General features: G+C 62.5%; 16 protein-coding genes. 13 read left to right on the forward strand and 3 right to left on the reverse strand.

Features of this window, described 5'->3' with window-relative positions; translation table 11 throughout:
• The first annotated feature begins 113 nt into the window (after window positions 1–113).
• The 6 genes from EH165_RS14440 (at window position 114) to EH165_RS14465 (ending at window position 4,737) form a co-directional block, all read left to right on the forward strand.
• Window positions 114–293: a lycopene cyclase domain-containing protein gene (locus EH165_RS14440; protein ID WP_124800064.1), complete on the forward strand. Its 180-nt coding sequence runs from the start codon at window positions 114–116 to the stop codon at window positions 291–293.
• A complete protein-coding gene (locus EH165_RS14445; protein ID WP_124800065.1) occupies window positions 290–520 on the forward strand; it encodes a lycopene cyclase domain-containing protein in 231 nt (76 codons plus the stop codon). The genes EH165_RS14440 and EH165_RS14445 overlap by 4 nt, the downstream gene beginning before the upstream one ends.
• A gap of 155 nt (window positions 521–675) precedes the next feature.
• Window positions 676–1,245 carry an isopentenyl-diphosphate Delta-isomerase gene (gene idi / locus EH165_RS14450; protein ID WP_124800066.1) on the forward strand — a complete coding sequence of 190 codons (570 nt, stop codon included), beginning with the start codon at window positions 676–678 and terminating at the stop codon, window positions 1,243–1,245.
• On the forward strand, window positions 1,242–2,390 hold the full coding sequence (locus EH165_RS14455) for a polyprenyl synthetase family protein (RefSeq protein ID WP_164479259.1): 1,149 nt from the start codon (window positions 1,242–1,244) through the stop codon (window positions 2,388–2,390). The genes idi and EH165_RS14455 overlap by 4 nt, the downstream gene beginning before the upstream one ends.
• A complete protein-coding gene (locus EH165_RS14460) occupies window positions 2,387–3,859 on the forward strand; it encodes a phytoene desaturase family protein (protein ID WP_124800068.1) in 1,473 nt (490 codons plus the stop codon). Before EH165_RS14455 ends, EH165_RS14460 begins: the two co-directional genes overlap by 4 nt.
• On the forward strand, window positions 3,856–4,737 hold the full coding sequence (locus EH165_RS14465; protein WP_124800069.1) for a phytoene/squalene synthase family protein: 882 nt from the start codon (window positions 3,856–3,858) through the stop codon (window positions 4,735–4,737). The genes EH165_RS14460 and EH165_RS14465 overlap by 4 nt, the downstream gene beginning before the upstream one ends.
• 21 nt (window positions 4,738–4,758) lie before the next feature.
• Here EH165_RS14465 and EH165_RS14470 read toward each other — a convergent pair whose 3' ends face one another.
• The 3 genes from EH165_RS14470 to ilvA form a co-directional block, all read right to left on the reverse strand.
• Window positions 4,759–5,790: a zinc-dependent alcohol dehydrogenase family protein gene (locus EH165_RS14470; protein WP_124800070.1), complete on the reverse strand. Its 1,032-nt coding sequence runs from the start codon at window positions 5,788–5,790 to the stop codon at window positions 4,759–4,761.
• A gap of 55 nt (window positions 5,791–5,845) precedes the next feature.
• Window positions 5,846–10,060 carry an SdrD B-like domain-containing protein gene (locus EH165_RS14475; protein ID WP_164479260.1) on the reverse strand — a complete coding sequence of 1,405 codons (4,215 nt, stop codon included), beginning with the start codon at window positions 10,058–10,060 and terminating at the stop codon, window positions 5,846–5,848.
• A gap of 192 nt (window positions 10,061–10,252) precedes the next feature.
• A complete protein-coding gene (ilvA, locus tag EH165_RS14480) occupies window positions 10,253–11,533 on the reverse strand; it encodes a threonine ammonia-lyase IlvA (RefSeq protein WP_124800554.1) in 1,281 nt (426 codons plus the stop codon).
• A gap of 220 nt (window positions 11,534–11,753) precedes the next feature.
• Between ilvA and EH165_RS14485 the strand changes: the two genes are divergently transcribed.
• From EH165_RS14485 to galK, 7 genes are all read left to right on the forward strand, one after another.
• Window positions 11,754–12,068, forward strand: coding sequence for a hypothetical protein (locus EH165_RS14485; protein WP_124800072.1), 315 nt, complete (start codon window positions 11,754–11,756; stop codon window positions 12,066–12,068).
• Window positions 12,047–12,364, forward strand: coding sequence for an NfeD family protein (locus tag EH165_RS14490; RefSeq protein ID WP_124800073.1), 318 nt, complete (start codon window positions 12,047–12,049; stop codon window positions 12,362–12,364). The genes EH165_RS14485 and EH165_RS14490 overlap by 22 nt, the downstream gene beginning before the upstream one ends.
• A 28-nt stretch (window positions 12,365–12,392) precedes the next feature.
• The gene (locus EH165_RS14495; RefSeq protein WP_124800074.1) at window positions 12,393–13,949 is read left to right on the forward strand and encodes an SPFH domain-containing protein; all 1,557 of its coding nucleotides are present in this window, start codon (window positions 12,393–12,395) and stop codon (window positions 13,947–13,949) included.
• A gap of 156 nt (window positions 13,950–14,105) precedes the next feature.
• A complete protein-coding gene (locus tag EH165_RS14500) occupies window positions 14,106–14,966 on the forward strand; it encodes a DeoR/GlpR family DNA-binding transcription regulator (RefSeq protein ID WP_124800075.1) in 861 nt (286 codons plus the stop codon).
• Between the two features lie 68 nt (window positions 14,967–15,034).
• Window positions 15,035–16,198 (forward strand): galactose-1-phosphate uridylyltransferase, encoded by a 1,164-nt coding sequence (galT, locus tag EH165_RS14505; protein WP_239020611.1) that lies wholly within the window; start codon window positions 15,035–15,037, stop codon window positions 16,196–16,198.
• Window positions 16,195–17,181 (forward strand): UDP-glucose 4-epimerase GalE, encoded by a 987-nt coding sequence (gene galE / locus EH165_RS14510; RefSeq protein ID WP_124800076.1) that lies wholly within the window; start codon window positions 16,195–16,197, stop codon window positions 17,179–17,181. The genes galT and galE overlap by 4 nt, the downstream gene beginning before the upstream one ends.
• Complete coding sequence (galK, locus tag EH165_RS14515) at window positions 17,178–18,329, forward strand: galactokinase (protein WP_124800077.1); 1,152 nt, start codon at window positions 17,178–17,180, stop codon at window positions 18,327–18,329. Before galE ends, galK begins: the two co-directional genes overlap by 4 nt.
• Window positions 18,330–18,351: the final 22 nt, after the last annotated feature.

Consider the following 18,351-nt stretch of genomic DNA (forward strand, 5'->3'; position numbering starts at 1 on the left):
TGTGACGCTCGCATGCATCCTCGGGAATTCGTGTTTTGGGTGCGGGTGTACCGCCGGTGGACCCAGGCTGTTGTCGCAGTCTTTGCCGCGGCAACGGATTTCATTTTCTTCTGGTGGGGAAAGCTCGTTGGTGGTGGTTCGACAAGGATGACGTGCCGGGTATTTTCATCGGTTCTTTGCCGCTAGAAGAGTGGCTCTTCTTCGTCGTCATTGCGATGTGCGCGATCATCAGCCTTGAGGCGGTGGCAAATCTCAAGCCGCAGTGGGCGCAGCCGCGCGCGGCGAAACTATGATCACGCTCGGGTACACCCGGTTGGCTGTCCTCTCTATCGTCGTCGTCGTTATCGGTGATAGGTGGTTGGTGCGCACCAGGTTGCCTACCACCGAGTTGTTGTGGGCCAGCTACGCCTTCATGCTTTTCTCCCAGTGCATCGTGGACGGCATTCCGATCGGATACGACATCGTCCGCTACGACCCCCGGATCATCACTGGAATCTGCCTTTTCAACGTCCCCGCCTAGCACGTAGTTTTAAGGTTTGGGCTGATTGTGTTGGTGGCGGTGACGTGGGTCTCGGTGAAAGACAGATCACGCCGACAGCGCAATTCTCCCAGTCCACGCTGGAGTAGTTCGCGTAAACTTCTGACCAGACCAACCAGACAGGTGATCGAGACGCCATGACACACATTGACGAATCCGTTGTCCTTGTCGACCCCGCGGGAAATCCCCTTGGCACCGAACTCAAATCGGTAGTGCACACGTTCGACACGCCCCTGCATTTGGCGTTTTCGCTGTACCTGTTCAACGAAGACGGGCAACTGCTGATGACCCGCCGGTCGCTGAACAAGTTGACCTGGGCTGGGGTGTGGACCAACAGTTGCTGCGGCCACCCGCTTCCTGAAGAGTCTTTTACCGACGCCATCCATCGTCGTTTGCTGCAGGAGCTGGGTACGACGGCCTTCGACATTCGTTGCGTGCTGCCCGATTTCGCCTACACCGCACGGGACGCAAGTGGTATCCGGGAAAACGAGATCTGCCCTGTCTACGTGGGCACCATCGCGCCGGATGCCACCATCGCAGCGAACCCGAACGAAGTGATGGATTACGAATGGGCGTCGTGGCCCGCGATCTGCGCGGCCACGGCCGCGACCCCATTTGCCTTCAGCCCGTGGTCGGTTCGGCAGGTCGCGGAGCTATCGGCTTCGGGGCAGCAAGTTCAGGGGCAGCAAGTTCAGGGGCAGCAATGACGACACTCGCGGGCCGTTCGGCACCCCTGGATAACGACAATAGATCTCGACTGTTGTTGCAGCGCAACGATTTTCTCAAGTTGGTGGATGCGGAACTCGCTACCGCCGTGCAAGAGTTGCAGCAAGAGTGGCGAAGTGTCGAGAACGATGACGGCGTCACCGATATTCTGGGCGAACACGACTTGGTGCACCTGCTCGGCGAGCTCGTCGACTGCGGCGGGAAACGAATCAGGCCACTGATGACGTACTGCGGCTGGCTCAGTGCCGGTGGTCGCGGCCGAGACTCTTCGGGTCCTCGGACGAGCTTTGATGATGTGGTGCGGACCAGCGCCGCACTTGAGCTCCTGCAGGCGTTTGCGCTGATCCACGATGACGTGATGGACGAATCATTGTCCCGCCGCGGTAGGCCAGCCATCCATATTCAAGCCGCCGCCTTGCATCGCGCCGCCAGCGCACAAGGCGACGCCACCCGATTCGGCGAGAGCATTGCCATCCTGGTTGGCGACCTCGCCCACGCTGAAGCTGACCACCTGGTCTCAGAGTTGCCTCGGCCACTGCGCGCCATCTGGCGCTCGCTCGTCGTCGAGCTGGTCTGCGGGCAGCGCCGCGATTTGGTCGGCAGCGCGACGGGCCGACAGGACCTGGCGTACGCCCGATCCGTGTCGAGGATGAAATCAGGCTGTTACACGGTCGAACGGCCCTTGCAGCTCGGAGCGGCTGCTGCCTCGGCTTCGGACGCCGTTCAACGGAGCCTGGGCGTCTATGGCCATGAGGTAGGCGTCGCTTTTGCCCTCCGCGACGACATGCTTGGCATCTGGGGCGATCCCGTTATCACCGGCAAGCCCGCTGGCGACGATCTGATCTCGGCTAAGCCCACCATTATCCTTGCGCTGGCCAAAACCAATCTGATCGCCGAACCGGCGGCCGCAGCCTTGGCCCGCGCCGGCTCACCGGAGTTCACCGCGCGAGACCTGGTCACTGTCCAAGAGGCGATGCGTGAAAGCGGCGTCGCGGAGACGGTGGAAAAAATGATTACTAGCCACGTCGACGCGGCGCTGAGCGCACTGGATCCCCAAATCTTGGCTTATGAAGGCATTGAACTACTTACGCAATTGGCACACGAGATAGCTTGGCGGGAAAAATGAGTCACATCGTAGTAATCGGAGCAGGGCTTGCTGGACTTTCGGCGGCTTGCCGTTTGACGGGTAACGGCCACGAAGTCACGGTGTTGGAACGGGGCGATATTCCAGGCGGTCGGGCCGGTCAACTGCGGCGCGATGGATTTACCTTCGACACCGGCCCCTCTGTTCTCACCATGCCGGATTTGATCTCAGACCCACTCGCCGCCGTCGGTGTGGACATTAAAGATGTGCTGCCAATGCACCGCCTCGACCCCGCCTACCGGGCAAAGTTCGCTGACGGCAGCACCATTCATGTTCGGTTCGGCCACGCAGAGATGCGCGAAGAGATCCGCCGGACGTGCAGCGAGACCGACGCCGCGGCGTTCGACGACTTCGTGGTGTGGCTGCGCGAGCTCTACCGAGTCGAGATGCCGCACTTTATCGACCACAACTTTGATTCCCCCCTGGGATTGCTCGCCAACCCCAAAGCGGCAGCGAAACTCCTTCGGATGGGTGCGTTCTCGCGGCTTGGTCCGTCGATTCGCAAGCGGTTCAAGGATCCTCGGCTACAGCGACTTTTCAGCTTCCAGGCCCTCTACGCGGGCCTCGCCCCGGAGTCAGCCTTGGCCCTGTACGCCGTCATCACCTACATGGACAGCATTGAAGGCGTGTGGTTCCCCAACAGCGGCGGGATGCACGCCATCCCGCAGGCTCTGGCGGACGCGGCCGAAAAGGCTGGCACGGTGTTCCGCTATTCGCAAAATTGCACCGAGATTGTGCGCGATTCTGTGACCGGCGCGGCCACCGGCGTCAAGCTCGACACGGGAGAAGTCGTGGCCGCCGATAAGGTGGTCTGCACCGTCGACCTACCCGTCGCCTACGACACCTTGCTGCCCACCGTCGATTCCCCGAAACGCCTCAAGGGGGCCAACTATTCACCGTCCGCGGTGGTGTGGCACGTCGGAATGCGCGGCTTGCCCGGCCCAGAAGTCGGTCACCACAACATTCACTTCGGCCACGAGTGGGAATCCTCATTCGAAGCGTTGCTTAAGAAGCGTCAGATGATGCCCGACCCGTCGCGGCTGGTCACGATCCCCACCGTCACCGACGCCAGCTTCGCTCCGGCCGGTTGCTCCTCCCTGTTCGTGTTGGAACCATCGCCGAACATGGAAAGCGACATTAACTGGGTCACCGAAGGCCCGCGCATCCGGGACGGCCTGCTGAACTTCCTTGCAGAGCAGGGCTACCCCACCGAGGTAATGACGGAAGAGTTGGTTACGCCGCTGGAATGGGCCGACCAAGGGATGCAGGCGGGAACACCCTTCTCGTTAGCGCACACCTTCGCCCAGACCGGTCCCTTCCGCCCCTCGAACACGGACAAGCGCGTCCCAGGACTGGTTTTCGCCGGCTCCGGAACGGTCCCCGGTGTGGGGGTGCCCATGGTGCTGATTTCCGGCAAGCTAGCTGCCGAACGGATAGGTAAGGCTTCGTGACGGCAACCACCACCGCCGAAGCGCTGCTGGTTAAGGGTTACCGGCAGTGCGCCAAATTGACCTACGCGTATGGCACGACGTACTTCTGGGGCGCGGCGCTGCTGCCGAAACCCAGCCGCAAGCACGTCTACGCCGTCTATGCGCTGTGCCGGTTGGCCGACGATATCGTCGATGACCAGGAAGCAATCGACAGTGCGACCCCGGAGATTTTAGGAGCCCGACTGCAAGGTTTCGTGGATCGTTTCTGGGCAGCGCTGGACGGCGGGGAGTGCACCGATCCGGTGTTGGCTGCTGTCGTCAACACGGTGCGCGCGACCGAAATCGATCCCGAGTGCTTCCATCGCTTCTTCGGCGCGATGGCGATGGATCTGCACACCACCAGCTATCTCACGTGGGATGACCTGCTCGGCTACATGGAGGGCAGCGCGGCCGTCATCGGCGAGATGATGCTGCCGGTACTGCAACCGCTGAGTCCGGCGGCTCGAGAACCCGCGCGCTCCTTGGGTTTTGCTTTCCAGCTGACGAACTTTCTGCGCGATGTCAACGAAGATCTTGACCGCGGACGGATCTACGTCCCGTTGGAAGATATCGAACACTTCGGCGTCGACATCCACTCGCGCAAATCTGACGAGGCGTGGAAGGCGTTGCTGGCCTTCGAGTTACGCCGCAACCGCGAGCTGTACCAGCACGCTGACACCGGGCTGGTTCACTTACCGCCGCGATCAGCGAAGTGCGTGGGCGCCGCTCGCGTTCTGTACTCACAGATCCTGGACCGTATCGAAAAGGCTGATTACGACGTGTTCAGCACCCGGGTGCGGGTTCCGACGTGGCGCAAAGCAACCACCGCCGGGCGGATCTTGCTCCGCGGGATGTCGTAATTTGCCCCTATTTCGCGGTGTCTAGCCGATCTCGATGACCGTCATCCCGGGCCCGCCACCCGGCTGCCCCATTGCCGCTAGAGCCGCACTGCCGTCGGCGAGCCCCACCGTGCGACCCACCAGCAATGACGGGTCGAGCCTCCCGTCAGCGATCATTGCCAACATTGCCGGATACTCCTGCGCCGCCATGCCGTGCGACCCGTGAATCGAGAGCTCCCACGCCACCACCCGACCCATCGGCAACGGCGGCGTGGAACTGGCGCCGAGTAACAGTCCGATCTGGATGTGCTTCCCGCGCCTGCGGAGCGACAGCACTGACGCCACGGCCGTTTCCGCCGACCCCAGGGCATCGATCGAGACGTGCACTCCACCGGACTGCTGCTGAATCTGAGCAGCAGCCCTCGGCGATGACATCAGCGTTATGTCGGCGCCCAAGTTGGCTGCGGTGCGCAGTGCCTGTTCCGAAATGTCTACCGCAATAACGTTGGCGCCCAATGCTTTCGCGATCATCACCGCGGACAGACCCACTCCGCCGCAACCGTGCACAGCAACCCACTGTCCGCGGGTGAGACCGCCATGGGCGGTCAGTGCGCGAAAAGCCGTGGCGAACCTGCAGCCCAGCGCTGCTGCTGTCACAAAGTCGATCGCTTCGGGCAGGGCGACCAGGTTGAAATCCGCCCGATGAATCGCGACTAGCTCGGCGAAAGAACCAGCGTGCGTAAACCCCGGTTGGGTCTGATCGGGGCACACCTGGGAGTCGCCGGCCAGGCAGTATTCGCAAGCGCCGCAGCCGCAGACAAAGGGGACCGTGACGCGGTCGCCCGGCTTCCAGCGCCGAACCGACGACCCAACCTGCGCGATCACGCCCGCAAGTTCATGGCCCGGGATGTGCGGCAGGGCAACCGGATCGTGGCCCTGCCAAGCATGCCAATCAGACCGACACACACCAGAGGCCCGAACCGCAATCAGCGCCCCGTCATCCGGGCAGGCCGGCGGCGGCACGTCCCGCAAGTGGAGTGGAGAGTTGATGGCGTCAAAAACAAGGGCCTGCACCCGTTCAGCCTTTCATGCTGAGCGGAGGCAGGCCCTTGCCTACTGCGCGGGTGTGTTATGCGCGGCGCCGCGCGAAGAGCAGCGCTCCCACGCCCAGCCCGATCAAGAGCATCGACCACGGCACCATCGTGTCGGTGTGGCTACCCGTGGCAGGCAGGTATTTGATCGGAGTACCTGCCATAGTGCTGGGGCTGGTACTGCCGCTCCCACCCTCCACTTCGGAGGTAGACGTCTTTGTCGAGGTGCTCGGGGACGTGACCGAAGGAGACGTTACCGAAGGGGAGTTGAACGTCGGCTGTGTTGTTGTGGGGGATGTGGTTGTGGGGGATGTGGCAATAGTTGTTCCGGTGCTGGTAGAGGTTGTGGTGGAGGTTGTGGTGGAGGTTGTGGTGGAGGTGGAGGTTGTGGTGGTGGACGTAGAGGTTGTCACTGGCACCGTCACCTCCGCCGGGTCGTCGTCCGTAACGGTATTTTCCTCTTCGTCGTAAGCCCGCACGACCGCGGTGTTCACGTAACCCTTGGCTATGGACTCCTGGCACGTAATGGCGAAGGAGTCTCCGGGCTGCAAAGCCTCCGGCAACTCCTGGTCATCAAGGCACGCCTGCAGCGTCGGGTCGGTAAATTCGAATCCGGATAGGGTCTGCGCGCCCGTGTTGGTCACCACCAGTTGCCACTCGGCCACTCCATCCATGCCGACCGCGTAGGTCTCGCCGTAAGGGCCCTCGACAGGGCCCACGGTCTTCTCGAGCGTGATGCCCGAGTCGCCCACGAAGCCAAAGTCAACCGTTAGGTTGGTGTCCTCGTACGGCAATCCCGTGTTGTTCGGGGAGGTCTGGCCCGCTGGTGCGCCGCCAATAAGCAGGCTGACCAGGCCGGACCGCACGCCGCTGATGGCTGGGGTGGCACCGGTGGCCTGGTGATCAACTCCTTCGTCAGCTCCGCTCGCGGGATTAACGACGCCGTCGGGCGCCACTTTGTAGCCTTCCAACGGACCATTGAGCGCGAAGTTGGTTGCGGCCACGTACACGAAGTACGAACCTTCGGCCAGCCCGCGCACAAACCAGCGCCCGCTAGCGTCGGTGACGGCTACTCCGACTGGGGTATCCGTGCCGACGATGGCGCCCGCGGCGTAGACGAGCACGGTGACTCCGGGTACCCCGGCCTCACCGGCATCGGCGCGCCCGTTGAAGTTGCTGTCCAGGAAGATGAAGTCGCCGATCGCGACTTCGCGGATCTTGGGCTGAATTTCCGCATTGAAGTACACCGGCAAGGCGATGTCGCCAAAACGTGCTTCCCAAGAGTTCGCGTAAAGATCACCCGGTTTGGCGCCAGCCGTCGTCTGGAAGTCCAGCAAAATGCTGAAGATCCCGGAGTCCGCGGGCAGGTAAGCCGGTCCGCTGCCAACGAAGCGCAAGGCTGTCACCATCGACAACGTCACCCCTGCGCAGGTAGCGGGGTTTGCATCAGCAACGTCTGCGAACGTGCACGGCCACTGCGCTGATCCCAGTGCCGCAGCTGTGCCCGGGTCCACCCGCCCGTCCAGCCCGGGACCGTCAAGGGCATCCAAGGTGGACGGCGGTGTGGTTGACACCCACGCCACCTCGCCCTTGATCGAAGGCGTGACGGATTTAATGGTGAGGCTTCCGGGGGCGATGATGCTGCCCCGCGTGTCGCCGACATAGGGCAGGATGTCGATTGCATCAAAGCTATTCAGGTCAATCGCGGAGTTGTTGGCGAAATCTAGTTTGTAGGTCGCTACGTCGCCAGCATCGAGCAATGGGGTCAGCGCCGCCTTGGAGATAACTGCCTGGTTGCTGCCGTTGACATTGACCGTGTTAGCTGCCAACGTGCCGTTGTCGTTGAACCCGGCGACCTCGTCCGGGGTCCGGATAGGCAGACCCGACCTGTCCGGAGAGTTGATCGAAACATAGTTGGTGTGGCTTCCGCTAGCCACAGCGCCGCCGATTTGCGCTCGGTAGTTGATGATCGCCGTGGAGAACCATGGCATGTCGCCCATGCTCCATGTCATCACCTGATGCCCGCCCGAGTCGAAGCTCAGCACCGGTTCCGGCGTGGGCGGCGCTGTGGGGTAGGTCAGCGAATCCTGGAAGTTGGCACTGCCCGGCACATACGTGAATCCCAGAGGCAGGGTGTCAACGACGGCGACGTCATTGGTCAGCCCGATGGTGGTGCCGTCGTTGAACAGGTTGATTGCTGACTCGCCAGGTGCTGGCTGCACCACTAGTACCCAAGGGACCGTGTCGCCCACCCCGTAGCTGACACCGTTGTCTGTGTTTCCCTTGCTAACGCGTACTGCACCGTTGATTAAGGTCCACCAAGAAGATTGCGGACCAGAGCTGACGGTGTAAGCGAGCGGCGCCGTGCAGTCCGGGAAGTTGGTGCACGTGGCCGTCTCTACACCGTTAACGCTGTCCTTGAACGAGGCGTAATTCCTCATCTGCTGGCCATTCGGGCCCGCTAGTGGCTCCCAGACAAATGTAAAACCTGCGGACTTTCCAGCCGGAACGGCCTCATTCAAGGTGACACGCGCCATATTGAGATTAGCCGCGTTGACGAGACGGAGTCCCGAGTTCGTGTAGTCGACGTCGGCCGCCGTTACCCAGCCGTCAGCATCGCCAGCGATAGCTTGTGGCGCCGAGCAGTCGTTAGCGGATTGTGCCTGGTACTCCCCGCTATCCGTAGCCGCGATCCGATGAGTTCCCCACGGGCCAATCCCGTATTCGGTCAGGAACGTGCCCACGTACGGGTTGAACCCCGCGGGGTTCGGAGCAATCGGGTTGGTAGTAAAGGGAAGTCCGCCTGGTGTGCCGACGGTGCCCGTCGGAGCGGAGAGGGTGAACTTATCGTTCTCCCACTTATCGCACAGCGCGATGCCTGCCGGGTAGTCGGCCACGCCCGTGTTAACGAAGCCGATTTCGCTGGTGAATTTACCGCCCAGTGCTACGCCGAGGCCTCGGACTTCTGACTTGTAGTACCGACCGCTCACATTCACATCGAGCTGAGTACACACCCCGTTGTTGAGGGTGCTCTCCGTGCCCGCGCCGAAGTTCGACAAGCCAGCGGTATCCGACGGGTCCCAGTTACTCACTCCGGTCCCGGCGACCCAAGGCGATCCCGGATTCGGTGATGAACACAGACCTTCATTGGTGGTGCCGACTGCGTTGCCGAAGTACAACGTGCCGGCGCCGTCACCTGCTGGGAGTGTGGCCGCATCGACGTCGGCGGACGGGATGCGAAGCTGCACCTGCGCCACGCCGTAGTACCCCTGGTGACCAGCCGATAATGCAAACCCATAAGCGTCTTTGGTCGGTGTCGCGGCAGGGCGGTTGAAGTCAGGACTGAAGCTCACAGTGATAGGCGCGCCCGCAGCTGCTTGAACGCAGCTGGCGTTTGCGTTGGCGACCTGGCGGTCGTAGTCGATGGTGCTCCCGAACTGGATGCCGGGGATGTTGAAGGCGGAGATATTCACGTCGGTGCAGTTCTGCACGACGGTGCCGGTGGGGGTGAAGATATCGCTGAAAACTACTGGCGCCGACAAGGCTGTGTTTCCGCGAGGGTCGGTGTCGGCCGAGCGAAGACCGATCATGTACCGAGCGTTAAAACCTGCGGGAAGTGTTTGCGTCGCGGCAGCGAAGCTCGGGACGGCGGCAAGGTCTTTGACCAAATCCCACCGCGGGGCTGCCGAGGTAACGACCGGCACCGATGTCGCCGTCGCGGGGGTGCTCCCAACGTTGGTAACGGTGGCGGTGGCCGTAAAGCTCGCGCCGTCACCCATCGCCACCGGGGCAAACCCTGGAAGCTGAACGGTGCCGGTCGTGGAAGCTGCCAGCGGGCCTAAATTACAGGTGAACCCAGTGCGCGGGTTGAGAAAGGTCAGGCCCTTCTTGCACACGCCAGTGGTCGGATCCGTGGACAAAATGAAAGAGGCCTCGATCAAGGCCCCGTTGGTCAACGACACCGTGAGGATAGTGTCTTCCGTGTTCAACGGGGGGTTGATTGAATAGTCGACGCTGTATTGGACCGTGTCACCTGTGCGGACGATCCCGTTGGAGGCGTTGAGGTCGTCGCCCGGTTCTTGGACGCCGTCACCCGCGACACAAGGGGTGTCGATTGCGTCGGTACCGTCGTTGCACCAGTCCTCGAACGGGGCCGTACCGTCCGTCAGCTTCTGAATCTGCACGACCAACTCACTGGCGTTAGCCGTTAACGGCGCAAACAATTGAAGGCTCGCAGCGACAAGGCAGGTCACCGCCACAGTGATACCCGCGCGAAGGCACACTGTTTTGAGAGGAAAACGAGTTGCGGACACGGGCGACCTCACGTCGAATTAGCGGACTGTGAGAGTGATGTTAAGTCGTTCGCCGGACGGTTAACAGCCCATTCTGGTAATCTTTAGTTTACTCTTTCTGACAGATTGGTGACGGTAAGTAGTCACTAACCTTTATGTCAGGAACCTAAAGGTCGGTGAATCCGGGTCGATCTTCTCGATGTCCATCTTCGCGGCGCTCATCCGTTTCAGCAAGCCCGGAAGGTCGTCAGGTGAGCCGATCTGAATACCCACCAACGCCGGGCCGGTCTCACGATTGTTGCGCTTCACATATTCAAACAAGGCGATGTCATCGTCGGGACCGAGCACGTCGTCCAGGAATCTTCGCAGCGCCCCGGGCTCCTGCGGGAAGTTGACCAGAAAATAGTGTTTCAAACCCTCGTGTACCAAAGACCTTTCGAGGACCTCGCCATACCGCGAAACGTCATTGTTTCCACCGGATACCACCAGCACGACGGTGCTACCGGGCTGCACTTGAACTACCCCGGGATCGTAATGGGTACCCAGGCTTGCCACGGTGAGCGCCCCAGCGGGTTCGGCGATGATGCCCTCACTTTGGTAGAGCGCGAGCATCGCGGTGCAAATCGCGCCCTCCTCAACAGTGACCATCTCAACGCCGCTCTGTGCGATTAGCCCACTCGTGAGAGTCCCGACGGTTCGCACGGCGGCGCCGTCGACGAAAGGGTCCATATTCGCCAGTGGCACCGGCCGCCCGGCGGCGAGTGCGGCCGTCATCGAAGCGGCGCCCGCAGGTTCGACGCCGACGACGCGGATGCTGCCGAACCGCTCCGAATAAAACGTCGCCGTACCAGCCAGCAAACCACCGCCGCCCACAGGGACCACCACCATGTCCGGCACGCGGCCCAGCTGGTTGACGATTTCTCGGGCAATGGTGCCCTGCCCGGCGATGGTGCGCAGATCGTTGAACGGGTGGACCATCGTCGCGCCCGTCTCGGTCACCTCCTTCGCGGCGGCCTCCGCGGCTTCGTCATACGTGTCTCCCACCATCACCAGCTCCACCATCGAGCCGCCGTGAGCGCGGATCCGATCCCGCTTTTGCACAGGCGTGGTGCGCGGCACATAGATGCGCCCCATAATCCCCAGCTGCTTGCAGGCAAAGGCGACGCCCTGGGCGTGGTTGCCGGCGCTCGCCGTGACGACGCCCGCAGCGCGCTCGGCCTCGGACAACTGCGTCATCAGGTTGAACGCGCCGCGAAGCTTGTACGAACGGACCGCCTGCAGGTCTTCCCGTTTCAGGTAGACCTCCGCACCGACCATCGTCGAAAGTCGCTCACAGCGCTCCAGCGGGGTACTGGTGATCACTCCGGCCAGCCGCGCGGCCGCGTCGTCAATGTCAAGGGCGGACAGCTGTGGAAACGGCGTCGCCCATGGCATCGATCGGAAGTCCGGCACCAGTCAATCCTGCCACCGCTGACGGCGCGGCAACACCAATGCCCTTGTCGCGCTGCCGCCTTTCACTATCTGGTCGTGGCTTCTGATGCCACTGCCTGCCATCAGCGCCCCATTGGTGCGCTGATTTACTGCCGCTGGGGAGCCTGTCGGAGCCCTGCACTAGGATTTGCGGTAACGCTGACAGGCACCGAAAGGGGACGCCATGGACGCAATGACTACTACTTTCCTGGTGGTGGGCGGCCTCAGCGTCGTCATCCTGCTGATCTCCGTGGTAATCGGCGACGTAGCGCACTTCGGTGCGGACGCCGACGGGCCATTCTCACTTCCAGCACTTGCGGGGTTCTTCGGGGTGCAGGATTCGGTGGCGCGATCGCCGCCTCGTTACTCGACTCGCTGCCAGGCCTGGTCCGATTGCTGCTCAGCCTCGCAGTCGCTGGCGCGGTGGCTCTCCCACTGGCTTGGGCGGCGCTCAAGCTCGCTTCGACGCTTCTTAACATGCGCACCGACGCCACCGTAACCAGCACGTCATTGCTCGGCGCCCACGGAACGGTAATCACCGCGATCACCTCTGCAGCAGCCTTCGGTGAAGTCCGGCTTACCCTCGGCGGTCACACGCTCAAATACAACGCCCGGAGCCAGACCCCATTGCCTGTCGGCACCACGGTGTACGTCGTGGATGTCCCTAGTTCCACGTCGGTGGAGGTAGTTTCCACCGCCTACGACGTGCCCGGCGCGGCTGGTCCCGGCGCGGGCGGTCCCGGCGCGGCCGGCTCGCACACCACCGAACCAGGAGCCAGCGCAGAACTTACGTAGTACCGAATGCTTGAAGAAAGAGGTTCGAATGAGTCCTATTTTGCTTTCCATCATCGGCGTCGTTGTTCTGATCGTCCTATTGGCGCTGCTGATTCTGAGCCGCATCAAGGTGGCCGGGCCCAACCAGGCGTTCCTGGTCACCGGAGCCAAGGGACGCTCCGTGACGAGCGCCTCCGGTGACGTATCCACCGACATGTCGGGCCAGAAGGTCGTGATGGGCGCCAGCGTTTTCGTACTGCCCGTCGTGCAGAAGTTGCACGTCATCGACCTCTCCAGCAGGCGAATCCCCGTCGCCATCCGCGGCGCGGTCTCCAAACAGGGCGTCAAATGCGACCTCGAAGGGGTAGCCATCGTCAAGGTCGGCGGATCACAGGATTCGATCCGCGCTGCAGCCCAACGGTTCCTGAACCAACAGCAGGGCATTGATATCTTCACCTCGGAGGTGCTGGCCGGCGCACTGCGCTCCATCGTTGGCCGGCTGACCATTGAAGAAATTATCCGCGACCGCGCAGCGTTCGCCTCGGCCGTCGCGGAAGAAGCCGAAGCATCGCTGACCGGCCAGGGCTTGGTGCTCGACACGTTCCAACTGCAGGATATCCAAGCCGAAGGCACCTACCTGGAAGACCTCGGCCGCCCCGAAGCAGCTCGCGTGGTCAAAGAAGCAGCCATCGCGGAGGCCCGCGCCAGGCAGGCAGCCGAGCAGGAACGTCTACTGGCCGAAGAAGCCATCGCCGTATCCAACCGGCAGCTCTCCCTCAAGCAGGCAGAGATCCTCGCCGAGATCGACGCCGCCAAGGCGCAGGCTGCGGCCGCTGGGCCTATCTCTAAGGCGGCTCAAGACCAGCGCGTTCTGGCCGAGCAGGAGAAGGTAGCCCAAGCCACGGCAAACCTGACCGAAAGGCAGCTCGATACCCAGGTCCGCCGACCCGCGGATGCTGAGCGCTACCGGATCGAGCAACAGGCAGAGGCCAGCAAAAACTCCGTCATTGCCAAGGCCGAAGCCGACCGGCAAGCGACCATTGCGGGTGCGCAGGCAGCCGCGGAGCAGGCCAAGCTTTCCGGTGAAGGTGAACGGGCGCGCCGTAGTGCGCTCGCTGACGCCGAAGCAATCGAAGGCGCCAAGAAGGGGCAAGCCGAGCAGCAACGACGCACCGCTATCGCGGCGGCGGTCGAAGCCGAAGGCGCCGCGGAAGCATCGGCGATCCTTGCCCGCGGAACCGCTGAAGCAGCCGCCATGGACGCCCGGGCTGGCGCATTCAGCACCTACGGCGAGGCAGCAATTCTTGACTTGTTGATGAAGGTGCTGCCCGAGATCGTTCGGGCAGCCTCGGCGCCATTGTCGAATGTTGACAAGATCTCGATTATTTCAACGGACGGCGCTTCAGGATTGACGAAGACTGTTGCCGCCAACGTGGCTCAGGGTCTTGAGTTGTCGAGCGACCTCACCGGCGTCGATCTCAAGGCGCTGCTGACCAAACTCGGCGGAGCAGCAGCGGGCGGGGTGACCGGAGCAGGCAAGGGGTCTAACGCAGGCTCGCATGCCGCCACCGGGCCCACCACGATCGCCGTCGAAGACAAGGCCTGATTCTTCGATGCGGGCTCCCGGTTCACTGGGGCGGGGCGAGAATCAACAGTGCCCACTGCCCACGAACCGAACAGGAATCAACATCGCCCCGTTCGAATAAGTTGACTTAGGTGCCACTTCTTGCCAGAATCAGGCAGCAACCCGAAGGAGCTGCCTGTGCTCGCACAAATGCGTCAAGCCCGGATTCTGGAAGAAGTGCACCGCAGCGGCGGAGTGCGCGTCTCCAACCTCACCGATATCCTCGGCGTCTCCGACATGACGATTCGGCGCGACCTCGAGCTGATGGCCCGTAAGGGACTTCTCGCCAAAGTGCACGGTGGGGCCACCGCTGTCGACACAGCCTCCGCTGTCGAACCGGGATTTGCTGCCAAGAGCGGGCGCGAAACCGCAGAAAAGCAGGCGATTGCTGCCCGCGCAGCATCGCTGGTCCGTCCTGGGATGGCGGTGGCGATAACGGCGGGAACCACTACGTGGACGCTCGCCACCCACCTCGCTGCCATCGCTAGTCTCACCGTTGTTACCAACTCGCTGAAGGTCGCCGAGGTCCTGTACGCCCAAGGTCGACCAGACCTGACGGTGGTACTCACCGGCGGTATCCGCACGCCCTCCGACGGTTTGGTCGGCCCTATCGCGGTGCATGCCATCAAAAGCCTGCATGTCGACATGGTGATCATGGGCGTTCATGGGATCGACGAGCGAGCTGGCCTCACCACCCCGAACCTGCTCGAGGCGGAAACCAACCGCGCTTTTGTTGATTCTGCCCGTCGGCTCGTCGTCATCGCCGACAACACCAAGTGGGGTGTGGTGGGACTTTCCCAGATCGCGCCGCTGGACGCTGTCACCACACTCGTCACCGACGACCGCCTCGACGCGCACGCCGTCCGAGTCCTGCAGGAGCGCGTCGGAGAAGTGATCTGCGTGCCGCGCGTCGATGCGGGCAGGCCGTTCAGCGCCAGCGAACTGGACTCGCACCACCATGGCGGGGCGAATGGCGAACCGGCTTACCGCGTGCACTAGAACACCCTGCCCCACCTCAACAACTGCTCCACAACACCACATCCCCTGATCAAAAGGCGAGCCACCCCTTGACTCACGACAGCACCACCGCCAGCCGCGTAGCCAGCATCTTCCCGCCGGAGGTCATTCCCACCAAGATGGCCGATGGCCGCGACCTCATCTACTACGTCGACACCGAGGGTCCGACCGAGATCCTCGAAGATGCGCGCGATATCTCGCCCGTCATCCCCGCGTCGGTGGCGCGTTACGACGCACTTGTCGGCGAATGGGTGGGCATCGCTGGCCATCGCCAAACACGCACCTACCTACCGCCGGCCAACCAGTGCCCGTTGTGCCCGACGACTCCCGAGTTCGAAACTGAGATGCCCTCACCCGACTACGATGTCACCGTCTTTGAGAATCGCTTCCCCTCCTTCGCCCCCATAGGCGCCAGTACTGCGCCCGAGCCGCTGGGCGCCGATGCGTTGTTCATGGAAATCCCTGGGAACGGCCGCTGCGAGGTGGTCTGTTTCACCTCCAACCACACTGCGCTGGTCTCCGACCTGAACCCGGTACGGATTGGCACCGTCATCCAGGCCTGGGCCGACCGGACGGAAGCGTTGGGACACATCCCTGGGTTGGAACAGGTTTTCTGCTTCATCAACCAGGGCGCAGAAATTGGTGTAACGCTGGCCCACCCGCATGGTCAGATCTATGGCTACCCGTTCGTCACCCCAAAAACAGCCGCAATGGTGCGCCACGCGGACGACTACAGGGCCCGGACCGGCGGCAACTTATTCGGCGATATTTTGGACCGCGAGATTGCCGACGGCAGCAGAATCGTTGCCAGCAACGAACATTGGGTAGCCTTCGTCCCGTTCGCGGCTCGTTGGCCCGTGGAGGTCAGCATCTACCCGCGCCGCCAAGTCCCCGACCTACCCGCCACCAACGCAGCCGAGCGGCTGACTCTGGCCGCGATCTACCTCGAAGTGATGCACCGTATGGAAGGAGTGTTTGATGACACCATGCCCGCCATCACCGCCTGGCATCAGGCCCCTGTCAATGTTGGCCGCGAGGAGTTCTGGCTGCATATGCAGATTCTTTCTATCCGGCGGGCACCGGGGAAGCTGAAGTACCTGGCTGGAAGTGAGTCCGGGATGGGCGCCTTTGTCAACGACATCACCCCCGAATCCGCCGCCCAACGTCTCCGCGACGTAGTTCTTACACCGACCGAATCAGGGGCTCAGGCATGAGTAAAACTCTCGTCCTTGGCGGCGCTGGTTATATCGGTTCGGTGGTGACCAGGTTCCTGATCGAAGCGGGCCACGACGTCATGGTTCTCGACGACCTCTCCACCGGGCATGCCGATGCCTTACCCGCAGGGGTCGATTTCACCCACGCCGACATCTCGGCCGCCGGCGAACTCTTCGCGGCGCAACCGTACGGCGCGGTTGTCCACCTGGCAGCAAAATCGCTCGTCGGCGAGTCTGTGGTGCACCCGTCAAAGTACTGGCATACCAACGTGATCGGGACCCGCGCGCTTCTCGATGCCATGACCGAGCACCAGGTGCCACGGCTCGTCTTCTCCTCCACCGCGGCGGTCTACGGCGAACCCGAACAAATCCCTATTTCTGAAGATGCCCCGACCAAGCCGACCAATACCTACGGGGCGACCAAGCTCGCGGTCGACATGATGATCTCAGGCGAGTGCGCCGCCACCGATCTATCCGCGGTCTCACTCCGATACTTCAACGTCGCGGGCGCAGCCAAAGGCGCCGGCGAAAGGCACGGCACAGAAACGCATCTCATTCCACTCGCGCTTGACGCCGTTGCCGGTAAGCGCGACAAGCTCACCGTCTATGGCGATGACTGGCCCACCCCCGACGGCACACCGCTGCGCGATTATGTGCATGTTGCCGACCTAGCGAGGGCCCACGTTCTCGCCATTGGCGCAGCCCATCCGGGAGAGCACCTTATCTGCAACCTGGGTAATGGCAACGGTTTCAGCGTCAAAGAAGTGGTGGCCGCCGTCGAGCAGGTCACCGGAATGAAGATGCCCATCGCTTACGGGCCAAGGCGTGTCGGCGACCCTGCCCGGCTGGTCGCGTCCGCGCAGCGAGCCAGCGAACGCCTGGGGTGGCACCCCGAACTCGACCTGACCACGATGGTGGCCGACGCCTGGGCATTCGCCCAGAGTCGGCCGTCAGCAACAGATTCCGGAGATACTTCGCTGTGACCACCTCGCACCTGTATACCCGCGCTTATGGCGCAGCACCTGCCGGGCTGTGGTCAGCACCCGGCCGTGTCAACCTTATTGGCGAACACACCGACTACAACAACGGCCTGGTAATGCCGTTCGCTATCGATGCACGCGCGCACATGGCCGTCGGACGGGCCGCTGGCCAAGAGGTCAAAGTTGTTTCAGCGCAACAAGATTTTACGGTCCACTCGTTTCGCCTGGATGAGATCCAACAGGGTAGTCCGTCTGCCCGGGGGTGGCCTGGCTACGTGTATGGCGCGATCTGGGCGCTCCGTGAGGCAGGCTACCCGCTGGCCGGTGGACTGAACATCGCGATCGACTCCTCCGTACCGGTGGGAGCTGGGCTGTCCTCATCCGCAGCTCTGGAGTGTGTGACAACTCTGGCAGTGTCTCAATTGATGGGTATCGATCTCACCCAGCGCGACGTGGCGCTGTTGTCCCAAAAGGCGGAGAATGATTTCGTGGGGATGCCATGCGGTCTGATGGACCAAATGGCATCGAGCGCATGCACCGCGGGCAACGTCCTATTCTTTGATGTCCAGGCCCAGACCACGGAGCAGGTTCCGTTCGATACCGCCGCCGCAGGGCTGTCCCTGCTGGTGATTGATACGCACGTGCACCACCAGCTCGCCGACGGTGAATACGCGAAACGTCGTCAGTCCTGCGAGCAGGCCGCGGCCGAGCTCGGAGTCCCGTTCTTGCGAGCCGTTGATCTGGCCGGCCTCGATGCTGCCCTGGCGCAGTTGAGCGACGACGTGCTGCGCCGCCGGACTCGCCACATCGTCACCGAGAATGCCCGCGTTGCCCAAACGGTGGAACTGTTGCGCGCCAGGCGATTCGACGGGGTGGGTCAGTTGATGGTCGATTCTCACGCCTCCATGCGCGACGATTTCGAGATCTCCGATCCCGCCTTAGATTTAGCTGTTGAGGTATCTCTGGATGCAGGCGCGGCAGGTGCCCGGATGACGGGTGGCGGCTTCGGCGGATCCGCTATTGCGTTGGTGGAGACGGACCGCGCGGAATCCCTTTCGGCAGCCGTGCGGGCCGCCTTCGCCGCGCAGGGCCGGACCGCTCCGACCATTCGCTCGGTGGCGCCAAGCGAGGGAGCGCGACGCGACGGCTGACCGAGCGCAGCGGCCGACCACG

Source organism: Nakamurella antarctica, from assembly GCF_003860405.1.
In the GTDB taxonomy this organism is placed as follows: Bacteria; Actinomycetota; Actinomycetes; order Mycobacteriales; family Nakamurellaceae; genus Nakamurella; species Nakamurella antarctica.

Bases quoted from the DNA above. Each gene is read 5' to 3' on its own strand.
- EH165_RS14445 (WP_124800065.1), top strand. From the start codon at position 290: ATGATCACGCTCGGGTACACCCGGTTGGCTGTCCTCTCTATCGTCGTC.
- galE (WP_124800076.1), top strand. From the start codon at position 16,195: ATGAGTAAAACTCTCGTCCTTGGCGGCGCTGGTTATATCGGTTCGGTG.
- EH165_RS14460 (WP_124800068.1), top strand. From the start codon at position 2,387: ATGAGTCACATCGTAGTAATCGGAGCAGGGCTTGCTGGACTTTCGGCG.
- EH165_RS14490 (WP_124800073.1), top strand. From the start codon at position 12,047: ATGCGCACCGACGCCACCGTAACCAGCACGTCATTGCTCGGCGCCCAC.
- EH165_RS14495 (WP_124800074.1), top strand. From the start codon at position 12,393: ATGAGTCCTATTTTGCTTTCCATCATCGGCGTCGTTGTTCTGATCGTC.
- EH165_RS14485 (WP_124800072.1), top strand. From the start codon at position 11,754: ATGGACGCAATGACTACTACTTTCCTGGTGGTGGGCGGCCTCAGCGTC.
- idi (WP_124800066.1), top strand. From the start codon at position 676: ATGACACACATTGACGAATCCGTTGTCCTTGTCGACCCCGCGGGAAAT.
- EH165_RS14455 (WP_164479259.1), top strand. From the start codon at position 1,242: ATGACGACACTCGCGGGCCGTTCGGCACCCCTGGATAACGACAATAGA.
- ilvA (WP_124800554.1), bottom strand. From the start codon at position 11,533: ATGCCATGGGCGACGCCGTTTCCACAGCTGTCCGCCCTTGACATTGAC.